Raw genomic sequence first — 13,346 nt, 5'->3', positions numbered from 1 at the left:
ACGAGTTAAATAGTTACGTTCACAAGCAATTTATTCAGGTGCTTCTTCTGGTTCTGGTTTTTCAATATTTACATTTAACTGACCTTGAGATTTTTCGTCTTCTTCTAAATCACGTAAGTCAATTTCTTTTTCATCATGCGTTAGCATTTTAACATCCATACCAAGACTCTGAAGTTCTTTGATTAATACGCGGAACGATTCCGGAACACCTGGTTCTGGCAAGTTCTCACCTTTAACAATTGCTTCATACGTCTTCACTCTACCAACAACGTCATCCGACTTAACCGTTAGGATCTCTTGAAGTGTGTAAGCAGCACCATATGCTTCTAGTGCCCAAACTTCCATTTCACCAAAACGCTGTCCACCGAATTGCGCTTTACCACCAAGTGGTTGCTGTGTAACAAGTGAGTATGGTCCAGTAGAACGTGCGTGTAGCTTATCGTCTACCATGTGCTCTAGCTTGATCATATACATGACACCTACAGAAACACGGTTGTCGAAAGCATCACCACTACGACCATCATAAAGAACTGTTTTTGCATCTCTTGCTAAGCCAGCTTCTTGAATGGTTTCCCATACGTCTTCCTCACTAGCACCATCAAATACTGGAGATGCAACATGGATTCCCATTTCACGGGCAGCCATACCTAAGTGCAACTCTAATACCTGACCAATGTTCATACGTGATGGAACACCTAATGGGTTTAACATGACATCTACTGGAGTACCGTCTGGTAAATAAGGCATATCTTCTTCTGGAAGAATTTTGGAAATAACACCTTTGTTACCGTGACGACCAGCCATTTTGTCACCTTCAGAAATTTTACGCTTCTGAACGATATATACGCGAACTAGCTTATTCACACCAGGAGATAGTTCATCTCCGTCTTCACGGTTGAATACTTTTACATCATGTACGATTCCGCCACCACCATGTGGTACACGTAAGGAGGTATCTCGTACTTCACGAGCTTTCTCTCCGAAAATCGCATGAAGTAAACGTTCTTCTGCAGAAAGTTCCGTCATACCTTTTGGAGTTACTTTACCAACTAAGATATCGCCATCAGTAACTTCTGCACCGACACGAATGACTCCACTTTCATCTAAGTCACGTAATGCGTCTTCCCCAACATTAGGGATATCACGTGTGATTTCTTCTGGTCCTAGTTTCGTATCACGTGCTTCTGATTCAAATTCTTCAATATGAATAGAAGTAAATACATCATCTTTAACTAGGCGCTCACTCATAATAACAGCGTCCTCATAGTTATAACCGTCCCAAGTCATAAATGCTACTAACGCATTTCGACCTAAGGCTAATTCACCCATGTCCATAGAAGGACCATCCGCGATGATTTCACCTTTTTCAAGACGATCTCCCTTAGAAACGATCGGCTTTTGGTTGTAACAAGAACCTTGGTTAGAACGAATGAACTTCTGGAAAGGATAACGATCTAAGTCGCCTTCCACTTCTTTTCCATCCACTGTTTCAATTCTGCGTACATGAACTTCTTTAGCTTCAACTTTCTCTACAACACCTGGGTGCTGACACACAATAGAAGCACCAGAGTCTTTACCAGAAACATACTCCATACCTGTTCCTACAAATGGAGCCTCTGGTTCAATTAAAGGTACAGCCTGACGCTGCATGTTTGCACCCATTAATGCACGGTTTGAGTCATCGTTTTCTAAGAATGGGATACATGCTGTCGCAGCAGATACTACCTGTTTAGGAGAGACATCCATGTAATCAATTTGATCACGAGAGACGACCGTGTTTTCCCCACGGAAACGAGCGATTACTTCTTCATCTGTAAACGACCCATCTTCTTCTAAACGAGCATTTGCCTGTGCAACAATATATTGATCTTCTTCATCTGCCGTTAAATACTCTGACTCACCAGTAACGCGCCCAGTGTCTGGGTCAACTTTACGATACGGCGTTTCGATGAAGCCAAACGGATTAACTTTTGCATAAGAAGATAAAGAGTTAATTAGTCCGATATTCGGTCCCTCAGGAGTTTCGATTGGACACATACGCCCGTAGTGAGAATAGTGTACGTCACGAACTTCCATACCTGCACGTTCACGCGTTAAACCACCGGGACCTAATGCTGAAAGTCGACGCTTGTGCGTTAATTCAGCTAATGGGTTCGTCTGGTACATGAACTGTGATAATTGCGAGCTACCAAAGAATTCTTTGATCGATGCAATTACTGGTCGAATATTAATTAATTGTTGTGGTGTAATCGACTCTGTATCTTGAATCGACATACGCTCACGAATAACACGTTCCATACGGGATAGACCGATACGGAATTGGTTTTGAAGCAACTCACCTACAGAACGCAGGCGACGATTACCTAAGTGGTCAATATCATCTGTGTTTCCTACTGTGTGGAGAATATTAAAGAAATAGCTGATAGAAGAAATAATATCTGCATACGTAATATGCTTGATACTATGATCTACATTACCATTACTAATAATATTTAAAGTTCTTTCTCCATCAGGGTCAGTTGGATCGATAATCTTAACTGATTGAACCTTCACCGGATCATCTAATACCCCATCTTGAGGTTCTAGAATTTTTTCTCCAGTTGCTTCGTCTTCTTTATCTAAATGAGGAATCAACTTATCTAATAAACGGCGGTTCAGTTTATCACCTTTACGAGCAATAACTTCACCAGTCTCTTCATCAGCAATGGTTTCTGCTAATGTCTGATTAAATAAACGATTCTTAATGTGAAGCTTTTTATTCATTTTGTAACGACCAACACGAGCAAGATCGTAACGCTTCGGATCAAAGAAACGAGAATACAGTAAGCTTCTTGCGTTATCCGCTGTTGGTGGTTCCCCAGGGCGTAAACGTTCGTAGATTTCTACTAACGCTTTATCGCTATCCTCCGTATTGTCCTTTTCTAACGTGTTACGGATATACTCGTTATCACCTAATAGATCAATAATTTCATCATCCGAGCTAAATCCTAAAGCACGTAGTAGAACTGTAATAGGTAATTTACGCGTACGGTCAATTCGAACATGTACAACATCTTTTGCGTCTGTTTCGAACTCTAACCATGCACCACGACTAGGAATTACAGTAGCTGTGTGGCCACGTTTACCATTCTTATCGTATTTTTCATTAAAGTAAACACTTGGAGAACGAACAAGCTGTGATACAATAACACGCTCGGCACCGTTTATAATAAATGTACCTGTGCTTGTCATTAGTGGGAAATCTCCCATAAACACTTCTTGCTCTTTCACTTCACCCGTATCCTTATTGCGTAAACGCACTTTTACACGAAGTGGAGCATTATACGTTACGTCTCTTTCTTTTGCTTCTTCTACTGGATATTTTGGTTCACCCAACGTATAATCTACGAATTCTAACGAGAGATTACCAGTGAAATCTTCTACTGGCGAAATGTCCGCGAACATTTCTTTCAAACCTTCATCTAAAAACCATTGATAAGATGCAGTTTGAATCTCAATTAAGTTTGGAAGCTCTTGTACTTCACTGATTCGAGCGTAACTTCTACGCTGGCGGTGTCGACCATATTGAACTAGTTGACCTGTCAACTGCTTCACCCCTCAAACAACCATATTTAATAAAACTTAAAAACAAAAAATGGTTCGACAAAAAAAGGCATGCCGAACTTGCTTGTTCAACAAGGTTTCACAAGCATTTATATTCACATTTATCTTTTTGATAAATGTAATTCTTTTAACTGGATTTTTATAACATTCAATAGCAACAAGCAATTCACCTCTAATACTATTTATGTACCAGTGCTGATTCCAGTATTAACTTATCATTCAAGTCATATACATACACCATAAAATCTTTTATTCTTAAGTTCGATTTTAAATTTATAAAAAAGAACTTGACAAAGAAATAGATTTATTGGCATTTATTAATGTTAGCACACTCGAACATGTCAGTCAATCTTTCGTGATTTCAAAATAAAATAGCCTTTATCACGTTTCATCACTTCTACATTTCCAAACACGTCTTCCATTTTTGCTTGTAAAGATGGAGCACCTTGCTTCTTCTGTACAACGAGCCATAACTCCCCTTGTTTAACCATCACACGTTTGCTTTCTTCTACAATTTCATGTACAACTTTTTTTCCTGCTCGAAATGGCGGGTTCGTCACAACAACTGCATAACGATCATCCGGGAAAGAGTGAATTCCTTCTTCAACGGAAGCCTCTGCATTAGATACATAGTTTAGAGAAATGTTCTTCTCCGCTAAGTCTACTGCTCTTTCATTTACATCGAACATGTTAATTCTTCGCTCTGGTGCCATTTTAGCAACCGTAATCCCTATTGGGCCATATCCACAACCGACATCTAGTATATCGCCAACTGTTTCTGGGAATTGAAACTGCTCTAATAAGGTTTTGGTTCCGTAATCGATTTGTTTTTTTGAAAAAACGCCATCATCCGTTTGGAAAGTAAGTGAGATTGATTGAATAGTTGTTTGGAATTTAGTTGGATTGCTGCTACTCTTGGGGGATTTTGAATAATAGTGCTCGCTCATTTTTTCGACCACCTTTACGAAAGGAAAACTTGTGTTGCTTCACATACATAAGAACAGTTTAAAAAATAAATAGTAAATAGATCCACAAAGCTACATTTCTAGCTCTATGCAAAAATGAAGCTCGCTGAATTCTGTCTCAGCGAGCTCATCTTGGAGATTGGTAGCGCGACTATTTTAATTCGATTTTCGCTCCAACTTCTTCTAACTTTTCTTTCATTTCTTCTGCTTCTTCTTTTGTAACGCCTTCTTTGATTGCTCCTGGAGCATTGTCAACTAAGTCTTTAGCGTCTTTAAGACCTAAACCAGTGATTTCACGAACTGCTTTAACAACTTTAATCTTAGAAGCACCTGCATCTTCAAGTACTACGTCGAATTCGCTTTGTTCTTCTTCAGCTTCCGCTGCGCCAGCACCTGCTGCCGCTACTGGAGCTGCTGCTGTAACACCGAATTCCTCTTCAATTGCTTTTACTAAATCATTTAAATCTAAAACTGACATTTCTTTAATCGCATCAATAATTTGTTCTTTAGTCATGATAAGATCCTCCTCATATTTGTTTTCATTTCTGTTTATCCGACTAGGACGCTACCTAAGCGCTCTCTTCTTCTTTTTGTTCTGCAACAGCTTTTGTTGCGTATGCGAAGTTTCGCACTGGTGCTTGTAGTACGCTGAGTACCATAGAAATAAGACCTTCGTATGATGGTAGCTCGGAAAGTTCTTTGATCTGATCAACAGTAGCAACACTACCTTCAATCACTCCACCTTTAATTTCCAAGGCTTCGTTATCTTTCGCGAACTGACCAATTACTTTCGCAGGAGCAACTGCATCGTCTTCACAAAAAGCGATTGCTGTTGGACCTACTAGTAAGTCATTTAATTCTTCGTATCCAGCTTTTTCAATAGCACGGCGTGTCATAGTGTTTTTGTAAACACGGTATTCTACACCTGCTTCACGCAACTGCTTACGTAGTTCGTTCACTTGCTCAACGTTTAATCCACGATAATCAACTAGTACAGAAGTTTTGCTATTTTGAAAGCTTTCAGCGATTTGTTCGACCTGCTGTTTCTTGTGGTCAAGAACTAAGCTCATCGTTCCACCCCCTAAATATTGATTAACTATTAACTATACCGATTGGTGACTTCATGTCATAAAACATAAAAATGCCTCCATGTAGACATGGAGGCATGAATAGTCCTTCTTGTACCGTTACGTACAAAATATCCGTTCACACACCTCGGCAGGAAATTTAAGCATTGCTGCTCCTACTGTCTACGGTATAAGTTAGTATTGTTTTCACCAAAAATCATTATATATACATACTGATTAAAAGTCAACCAAAGAATTACTTGCGAATGTAGTTAGAAGCATCTACACGGATTCCAGGACCCATTGTAGAAGCGACAGCTACGGTACGCATATAAGTACCTTTAGACGACTGAGGCTTCGCTTTTACTAATGTTTCAGTGATTGCTTCAAAGTTTTCAACAAGCTTTTGCTCGTCGAAAGAAACTTTTCCGATTGGAACGTGCACATTACCAGATTTATCAACGCGGTATTCTACCTTACCTGCTTTGATTTCTTGTACTGCTTTTTCGATTTCGAAAGTTACTGTTCCAGTTTTAGGGTTTGGCATTAAACCTTTTGGCCCTAATGTACGTCCAAGTTTACCAACTTCAGCCATCATGTCAGGTGTAGCAACAACTACATCAAACTCAAACCAACCTTGGTTAATTTTATTAATGTAATCTTCACCTACATAATCAGCTCCAGCGTTTTCAGCTTCAGTAGCTTTATCGCCTTTAGCAATAACTAGAACACGCTGTGTCTTACCAGTTCCGTGTGGTAGCACCATTGCTCCACGAATTTGTTGATCAGCTTTCTTAGGGTCAACACCTAAACGAAAAGCTGCTTCTACAGACTCATCAAAATTTGCAATTGATGTCTTTTTCACTAAATCAATCGCTTCAGTTGCTGCGTACGTTTTTGTACGATCAACAAGTTTCAAAGCTTCTTGATATTTTTTACCTCTTTTTGCCATGTTAACTTCCTCCTCATTGTGGTTTTAACGGTTTGACCTCCCACGAATAAAGGTTGTGAGAAAGAATCCATCCTATCGAAGAATCGATAGTGTTAAACAATAGTATAATCCTTTAACACTGTTAAAGGATTATCATTCTATGTTTCTTCTCGCAACCTACGATCGTAAAATTAGTCTTCTACGACAATTCCCATGCTACGTGCAGTACCTTCAACCATAAGCACAGCAGCATCAACACTACCTGCATTTAAATCAGGCATTTTAGTTTCTGCGATTTCACGTACTTGATCACGCTTAACCGTAGCAACTTTATTACGATTTGGTTCACCAGAACCTGACTCAATTCCTGCCGCTTTCTTAAGAAGAACAGCTGCTGGTGGAGTTTTCGTTACGAATGTAAATGAACGGTCTTCATACACCGAAATTTCAACCGGAATAATCATACCAGCTTCGTCTTGTGTTTGAGCATTGAATTCCTTACAGAATCCCATGATATTAATACCAGCTTGACCTAGTGCTGGACCTACTGGTGGAGCTGGATTCGCTTTACCTGCAGGGATTTGAAGTTTTACTACTTTTACTACTTTTTTAGCCACGAGACACACCTCCTTAAAGTCCGTGATGTGGTAATTGGGGACTCTTGCCCCTCCCACTCCATTTTATCTCTTAGCTTTATAGCCATTAGAAACATAAAAATTTTAGCATTTATTGAGCTATAGTGCAAGCACCTAATTATAATTTTTCAATTTGAGTGAACTCTAGCTCTACTGGTGTTTCTCTTCCAAACATATTCACATGCACCTTGATCTTCTGCTTATCTAAGTCAATGTGCTCAACAGTTCCGCTGAAGTTAGCAAACGGACCTTCTGTCACGTTGACCTTTTCTTTTAGCTCAAAATCAATCTCTGGTGCAGATTCTTTCACACCCATTCGTTTTAACACACGGTCTGCTTCTTCTGGCAATAAGGGAGTGGGTTTCGCACCAGAACCTGATGAACCAACAAATCCTGTAACCCCTGGTGTATTACGAACTACGAACCACGAATCGTCAGTCATTACCATCTCTGCTAATACGTAACCTGGAAAGACTTTCTTCATAGATGTTTTTCTTTTACCATCTTTAACTTCCGTTTCTTCTTCTTCTGGCACAATAATACGAAAGATTTTATCTTCCATGCCCATAGATTCAATTCTTTTTTCTAAGTTCAATCTTACTTTGTTTTCATAACCAGAGTACGTGTGAACTGCATACCAATTCTTTTCCATCTTCAGTGGCTCTGAGCCTTCCCTCCCAAATTATTAATCATTAATTAAAAATTATTGTTAAAATAAAAAACCCGGCTAGCGGGTTTTTAGGCTTTTAAGCTTACGTTAATAATGTTTAACCCGATCGGTGGGATTAAAACATTAAGAATAATAACGTTTTAACTTTCTCTATTATAGCACATGGTTAACCATTTTAATCAAAATTAGATTTATAGTAAATCAAGTACTTGCGTGATTCCTAAATCGACAATTGTGAAGAAAACAGTTACGAATATAACAGTAAAGATTACGATAATCGTATAACGTGTTAATTCATTACTCTTTGGCCATGTAACTTTACGCATTTCACGATTTACATCTTTTAAAAACCTAAACACAGTTTGTCCCCCCTACTAACACCTAAACCAGCAGCTATTTCGTTTCGCGGTGTAATGTGTGTTGCCCACACTGCTTACAATATTTCTTTATTTCAACTCGTTCATTTGAGTCAGAACGCTTTTCAGTTGTGTAATTCCTTTGGTTACAGGATACACATGCTAATGCTACCTTTTTCCGCATGTTTTGCCCTCTTCTTATCCTAATTTATCACTTTTACTAATCTACCACGCTGGTGTTTTGATGTCAAATGTGTTAAATAAAAATACTTATAAGACAATTTCAGTGGCAGCAAGGTGCTTTTCTAGTTTCTTTTTGACACGTTGCAGTGCATTATCAATAGATTTTACATGACGATTTAGAAGGACAGAAATCTCTTGGTATGTACGGCCATCTAAATAGAGCTGTAAAACTTCCCGTTCTAGCCCACTTAGTAACTCTTCCATTTTTTCTTCCATATCCCCATATCTTTCTTGATTCAATAATAATTGTTCTGGGTCTGACAAGTCGTCTTCTGCAATGACATCTATTAATGTTCGGTCAGAATCTTCCTCATAAACTGGCTTGTCTAACGATACGTAAGAATTCAATGGACTATGCTTTTGTCTTGTAGCAGTTTTAATAGCAGTAATAATTTGGCGCTTCACACATAGTTCAGCAAACACTTTAAAGGATGAAAGTTTATCAGGCTGATAATCTCGGATTGCTTTATATAATCCGATCATCCCTTCTTGCATAATGTCTTCCCGATCAGCACCAATAAGAAAGTATGTACGTGCTTTGGAACGCACGAATCCACGGTACTTTGAGATTAAGAATTCTAAAGCTTGTACATCATTTTCCTGAACAAGTATGATAAGTGCTTCATCTTCTAACTCGTGATAACCACTTTGGGGTTTACTTTTTTCTCTGATGTTCACAAATTATTCCTCCTGAATTAAGGCGCCCTGTCAATATAAGGTTATTATACAGGAGTTGTGAATTTTCAGTCAACTAAATATTAGTATTATTTTCCCCTTCGCCAATTTTCGAACTGTTTCAACACATCATCACTTAGTGGAATTTTTGATTTAGGTTTATCTTCTGCTTGTAGATCTAGGTCTTTTTGTATGTCCTGATCAATTGCTTCAATTTCAATTAATAGCTCTCTTGCAGACATCCGTAGCGCCCCGCGAGAAAAAACGGTCCACTGTTCTGCGTAGTCAGAGGTAGCAACATAGACTTTTGTCTTCACGTTTTTAATTTCTTTAATTAATTTTTCAATTTTCTCATCTGCTGTCTCTTTTTCTTTTGTGAAAACAACTTCAACTTTCGCATCCTGAAAATGACGCTCCACATCCCTAACAGTGTAAGCATCAAACACAACCATCACACGATGACCGGTATAGGCCTGGAATTCTGCGAGCATATCAATTAAAAGTTTTCTTGCCTTTTCTAAGTCGTGATCTCTAAGCTTCCGAAGCTGTGGCCAGTCCCCAATCATATTGTATCCGTCAACAATTAATACAATCATTTTACTCTCCTAGAGGGAAGCGATGGCGATGGACTTCATACATCAAAATGCTTGCTGAAACAGAAGCATTTAAAGACGTGACATGACCTTGCATCGGAAGGGATACTAACCAGTCGCAATTCTTTTGAACTAATCGGTTCATCCCTTTTCCTTCACTACCAATCACCAGCGCTAGTGGTAAGTTGTAGTCTCCTTGGCGGTAATCTTGAGAACCACTTGCGTCCGTGCCGACAATCCACACACCCGCTTCTTTTAATGTTTCAATCGTTTGATTTATATTAGTCACTCGCACGACCGGGATATATTCAATTGCTCCTGTTGACGCTTTTGCTACCGTCTGTGTCAACTGAACAGAACGGCGTTTAGGGATAATAATTCCATGTGCATCAACTGCATCAGCCGTTCGCATAATCGAACCTAGATTATGAGGGTCTTCCAGCTCGTCCAATATTAAAAAGAAAGGATCTTCTTGCCTTTCCTTAGCAACGAGGAACAAATCGTCTAATTCTGCGTAGGCATAGGCAGCAACAGAAGCAACCACCCCTTGATGATTTTCACCAATCGCATCCAGTTTCTGTTTGGGTACCTTTTGCACATTTACACCTTTTGCTTTAGCTGCTTGAATAATTTGATGTTGTACTTGTGGTTTCATTGATTCAAGAACCATTACTTTATTAATCGATCGCTCTGATTTCAATGTTTCTATTACCGGGTTTTTACCTACAATCCATTCATCTGACACCTTAAGAACCTCCTTCTTCTACATGCATAATTGCTTGCATGACTAATTCATCTAAACGGTCAAAGTCTTCCTTAGAATACAAATATCCCATTAGAGCCTCAAATGCAGTACTGTAACGATAGGTGCCGACATCGGTATTTTTAGGAACGCTTGATTTAGCATTTCTCCCTCTACGAACCACTGCTTGTTCTTGCTCCGTTAAGAAGTCATCTGCAAGCCAACCGTTTAGAACACTTGCCTGTGCTTTGGCGGAAACGAAGGAAATAGCACGTGAATGAAGAGCTTGTGGTTTCACCTCTCCTTTTCGAATCAAGTATTCACGCACATATTTCTCATAGATTACATCACCCATGTAAGCTAACGTTAAACTTTTCATTAGGTTTGGTTTGAGGGGATCACTCATGACCTTTTCCATCTCGTTCCCTGGGCAGTGTCTTCAAGTATGATTCCTTCTTCTTTTAATTGATCACGTATTTCATCCGCTCTAGCGAAATCCTTTTGTTTTCTAGCATCAATTCGCTCTTGAATTAACGTTTCAATATCTTCGTCGAGTAAAGCCTCTTCTGCAAGTTTAAAACCTAATACCTCTGTAATATCATCAAAAGCTTTAATAAACTCATCAATCACTTCCGTAGATGTCTGTTTATTTTGTATATATACATTGGCATCTTTAGAAAGATTAAATAATACAGAAATAGCATTCGCTGTATTAAAATCATCATTCATTTCTACTTCGAATTGATCTCTGTGTGCATTCACTTTATCTTTCCAAGCATCGATCTCATCTGTTAAATCCAAACTAACTTGGCGACGGTGCTTTAAATTTTCGTAGGCCGTTTTAATTCGGTCGTAACTATTTTTAGCACTTCGTAATAATTCATCATTAAAATTGATTGGGTTTCGGTAATGGACACTTAGCATAAAGAACCTAACGACATTAGGATCATGTTGTTCCACTAAATCATGGACAAGAATAAAGTTGCCAAGTGACTTCGACATTTTCTCATTATCAATTTGAATATAGCCATTATGAAGCCAATAGTTCGCAAATGTTTGCTCATTCATGCATTCTGACTGTGCAATTTCATTTTCATGGTGTGGAAAGGATAAATCTTGGCCTCCAGCGTGAATATCAATGGTATCTCCGAGGTATTTTTTTGCCATCGCAGAACACTCAATATGCCAACCCGGACGTCCGCTTCCCCAAGGACTATCCCATGTAATTTCACCGTCTTTTGCATCTTTCCATAAAGCAAAGTCTAAGGGATCTTGTTTCTTCTCCCCAACTTGAATCCTAGCGCCAGATTGAAGTTCATTAACAGACTGGTGCGAAAGCTTACCGTAATCATCAAACGAACGTGTCTTAAAATAGACATCCCCCTCTGATTCATACGCATACCCTTTATCCACTAACCCTTTGATAAATGCTATGATTTCATCCATTGTTTCTGTTACACGCGGGTGGTGTACGGCTTCTTTCACATGAAGTTTGCCCACATCGTCTTTATAGGCTTGTATAAATTTTTCTGCAATATCAGGAACCGCTTCACCCAATTCATTTGCTGCTTTAATTAATTTATCATCTACATCAGTAAAGTTTAATACATAATCCACCTGATAACCTGCGTACTCCAAGTATCGTCTGACGGTATCAAAAACAATTGCCGGGCGGGCATTACCAACATGGATATAGTTATAAACGGTTGGTCCGCAAACATACATTTTCACCTTGTTTTCTTCTATTGGTTTAAACGTTTCTTTTTGTCTCGTTAATGTATTGTACATTTTAATCGACATCTTGTTTTTCTCCTTTCAGTACATTGATTTCTTTTTGTAAATTAGCGATCTTTTGTTCTAGCATGTCGCATTTATCAGCAACTGGATCAGGCAGCTCGTGGTGATCTAAGTTCTTCTTCACTTTCACACCATTTTGAACCACCACATTCCCAGGAATACCTACCACAGTAGAGTACTTAGGAACATCTTTTAATACAACCGAGCCTGCGCCGATTTTAGAATGCTCATCAATTACGATCGATCCCAAAACTTTTGCACCAGTTGCGACTAGCACATTATCTTTTAAGGTTGGGTGACGCTTTCCTGCTTCTTTCCCAGTACCTCCGAGGGTAACACCTTGGAAAACAGTAACATTATCTCCAATTTCACATGTTTCACCGATGACGACTCCCATTCCGTGGTCAATGAAAAAGCGTCTGCCTATTTTAGCACCCGGATGGATTTCAATTCCGGTGAAAAACCGACTAACCTGAGAAATGACTCGGGCTAAGAAAAACAACTTTTTTTTATGCAGCCCGTGTGCAAATCGGTGAGCCCAAACAGCATGCACACCTGCATACGTTAAAATTACTTCTAATCTATTTCTAGCAGCTGGATCTTGATCAAATACAACATCGACATCTGCTTTTAATGTTTTGAAAAACTTTTTCATGTTTCTCCTCCCCTTTCAGCCTTTATCCTATTTTGTAAAACGGGGAAATGACTTAAAGAATATCTTCTAAGCGTTTTTAACTTTCCTTTATGTGAGTATAATCACACATTCGTAGCATTCGAGGAATCGCGTGAGGCGGCGACTCCTGGTCAACTAAAAGCGGTCACGTCCTGTGACCAACGTTGACACTTGCACGTCGTGTACTTCGCGGAAATAGCGCGAACCGAAGATCCACTTTGGCAAGTGCTTTTCTTGCCAAAGTTAGCTGAGGTCGCGCCCGCGGAAAGCGTCCGCCGGTAAGCGATTCCTCGAATGCCTCCACCCAAACTTGTTAGAATTCGATCCAAAAACCAACTTAATTATTAGTGACTAAAAAAGCGTCCCTGTCTACGTCATGTAGACAGAGACGCTTTC

At 39.2% G+C, this 13,346-nt stretch carries 15 protein-coding genes and 2 other annotated features (1 of these 17 only partly in view); all 15 genes read right to left on the bottom strand.

Annotation, left to right across the window (positions count from 1 at the left end):
* Nucleotides 1-30: 30 nt before the first annotated feature.
* On the bottom strand, nt 31-3,585 hold the full coding sequence (gene rpoB, locus G532_RS0110535) for a DNA-directed RNA polymerase subunit beta (RefSeq protein WP_027964786.1): 3,555 nt from the start codon (nt 3,583-3,585) through the stop codon (nt 31-33).
* A 359-nt stretch (nt 3,586-3,944) separates the two neighbouring features.
* Nucleotides 3,945-4,550 carry a class I SAM-dependent methyltransferase gene (locus tag G532_RS0110530; RefSeq protein ID WP_027964785.1) on the bottom strand — a complete coding sequence of 202 codons (606 nt, stop codon included), beginning with the start codon at nt 4,548-4,550 and terminating at the stop codon, nt 3,945-3,947.
* Nucleotides 4,551-4,719: 169 nt separating this feature from the next.
* Entirely contained in the window at nt 4,720-5,082 is a 363-nt protein-coding gene (rplL, locus tag G532_RS0110525; RefSeq protein WP_027964784.1) for a 50S ribosomal protein L7/L12, read from the bottom strand.
* A 55-nt stretch (nt 5,083-5,137) separates the two neighbouring features.
* Complete coding sequence (gene rplJ, locus G532_RS0110520; protein ID WP_027964783.1) at nt 5,138-5,638, bottom strand: 50S ribosomal protein L10; 501 nt, start codon at nt 5,636-5,638, stop codon at nt 5,138-5,140.
* Between the two features lie 58 nt (nt 5,639-5,696).
* Nucleotides 5,697-5,842, bottom strand: a sequence feature (ribosomal protein L10 leader region).
* Nucleotides 5,843-5,891: 49 nt separating this feature from the next.
* On the bottom strand, nt 5,892-6,587 hold the full coding sequence (gene rplA, locus G532_RS0110515) for a 50S ribosomal protein L1 (RefSeq protein ID WP_027964782.1): 696 nt from the start codon (nt 6,585-6,587) through the stop codon (nt 5,892-5,894).
* A gap of 170 nt (nt 6,588-6,757) precedes the next feature.
* Nucleotides 6,758-7,183 carry a 50S ribosomal protein L11 gene (gene rplK, locus G532_RS0110510; protein ID WP_027964781.1) on the bottom strand — a complete coding sequence of 142 codons (426 nt, stop codon included), beginning with the start codon at nt 7,181-7,183 and terminating at the stop codon, nt 6,758-6,760.
* A gap of 136 nt (nt 7,184-7,319) precedes the next feature.
* Complete coding sequence (gene nusG / locus G532_RS0110505) at nt 7,320-7,853, bottom strand: transcription termination/antitermination protein NusG (RefSeq protein WP_027964780.1); 534 nt, start codon at nt 7,851-7,853, stop codon at nt 7,320-7,322.
* Nucleotides 7,854-8,062: 209 nt separating this feature from the next.
* Entirely contained in the window at nt 8,063-8,230 is a 168-nt protein-coding gene (secE, locus tag G532_RS0110500) for a preprotein translocase subunit SecE (protein ID WP_027964779.1), read from the bottom strand.
* Nucleotides 8,231-8,264: 34 nt separating this feature from the next.
* A complete protein-coding gene (rpmG, locus tag G532_RS15900) occupies nt 8,265-8,411 on the bottom strand; it encodes a 50S ribosomal protein L33 (RefSeq protein WP_084500694.1) in 147 nt (48 codons plus the stop codon).
* Nucleotides 8,412-8,497: 86 nt separating this feature from the next.
* Nucleotides 8,498-9,148, bottom strand: coding sequence for an RNA polymerase sporulation sigma factor SigH (gene sigH / locus G532_RS0110495; protein WP_027964778.1), 651 nt, complete (start codon nt 9,146-9,148; stop codon nt 8,498-8,500).
* Between the two features lie 86 nt (nt 9,149-9,234).
* Nucleotides 9,235-9,741 carry an NYN domain-containing protein gene (locus G532_RS0110490; protein WP_027964777.1) on the bottom strand — a complete coding sequence of 169 codons (507 nt, stop codon included), beginning with the start codon at nt 9,739-9,741 and terminating at the stop codon, nt 9,235-9,237.
* 1 nt (nt 9,742) lies between these two features.
* Nucleotides 9,743-10,483 carry a 23S rRNA (guanosine(2251)-2'-O)-methyltransferase RlmB gene (gene rlmB, locus G532_RS0110485; RefSeq protein WP_027964776.1) on the bottom strand — a complete coding sequence of 247 codons (741 nt, stop codon included), beginning with the start codon at nt 10,481-10,483 and terminating at the stop codon, nt 9,743-9,745.
* Nucleotide 10,484: 1 nt separating this feature from the next.
* Nucleotides 10,485-10,886, bottom strand: a complete 402-nt coding sequence (locus tag G532_RS0110480; protein ID WP_027964775.1) for a Mini-ribonuclease 3 — start codon at nt 10,884-10,886, stop codon at nt 10,485-10,487.
* A complete protein-coding gene (gene cysS / locus G532_RS0110475; protein ID WP_027964774.1) occupies nt 10,883-12,280 on the bottom strand; it encodes a cysteine--tRNA ligase in 1,398 nt (465 codons plus the stop codon). The genes G532_RS0110480 and cysS overlap by 4 nt, the downstream gene beginning before the upstream one ends.
* Nucleotides 12,270-12,932: a serine O-acetyltransferase gene (gene cysE, locus G532_RS0110470; RefSeq protein WP_027964773.1), complete on the bottom strand. Its 663-nt coding sequence runs from the start codon at nt 12,930-12,932 to the stop codon at nt 12,270-12,272. Before cysE ends, cysS begins: the two co-directional genes overlap by 11 nt.
* A 399-nt stretch (nt 12,933-13,331) precedes the next feature.
* Nucleotides 13,332-13,346, bottom strand: a binding site (T-box leader) (it continues 204 nt past the right edge of the window).

The sequence above is a fragment of the Halalkalibacillus halophilus DSM 18494 genome (genome assembly GCF_000423105.1).
Taxonomy (GTDB): domain Bacteria; phylum Bacillota; class Bacilli; order Bacillales; family Alkalibacillaceae; genus Halalkalibacillus; species Halalkalibacillus halophilus.
This window is presented reverse-complemented; position numbering and strand designations above follow the sequence as displayed.

Bases quoted from the DNA above. Each gene is read 5' to 3' on its own strand.
- cysS (WP_027964774.1), bottom strand. From the start codon at position 12,280: ATGTCGATTAAAATGTACAATACATTAACGAGACAAAAAGAAACGTTT.
- G532_RS0110480 (WP_027964775.1), bottom strand. From the start codon at position 10,886: ATGAGTGATCCCCTCAAACCAAACCTAATGAAAAGTTTAACGTTAGCT.
- cysE (WP_027964773.1), bottom strand. From the start codon at position 12,932: ATGAAAAAGTTTTTCAAAACATTAAAAGCAGATGTCGATGTTGTATTT.
- rpmG (WP_084500694.1), bottom strand. From the start codon at position 8,411: ATGCGGAAAAAGGTAGCATTAGCATGTGTATCCTGTAACCAAAGGAAT.
- rplA (WP_027964782.1), bottom strand. From the start codon at position 6,587: ATGGCAAAAAGAGGTAAAAAATATCAAGAAGCTTTGAAACTTGTTGAT.
- rplJ (WP_027964783.1), bottom strand. From the start codon at position 5,638: ATGAGCTTAGTTCTTGACCACAAGAAACAGCAGGTCGAACAAATCGCT.
- nusG (WP_027964780.1), bottom strand. From the start codon at position 7,853: ATGGAAAAGAATTGGTATGCAGTTCACACGTACTCTGGTTATGAAAAC.
- G532_RS0110530 (WP_027964785.1), bottom strand. From the start codon at position 4,550: ATGAGCGAGCACTATTATTCAAAATCCCCCAAGAGTAGCAGCAATCCA.
- rplL (WP_027964784.1), bottom strand. From the start codon at position 5,082: ATGACTAAAGAACAAATTATTGATGCGATTAAAGAAATGTCAGTTTTA.
- G532_RS0110490 (WP_027964777.1), bottom strand. From the start codon at position 9,741: ATGATTGTATTAATTGTTGACGGATACAATATGATTGGGGACTGGCCA.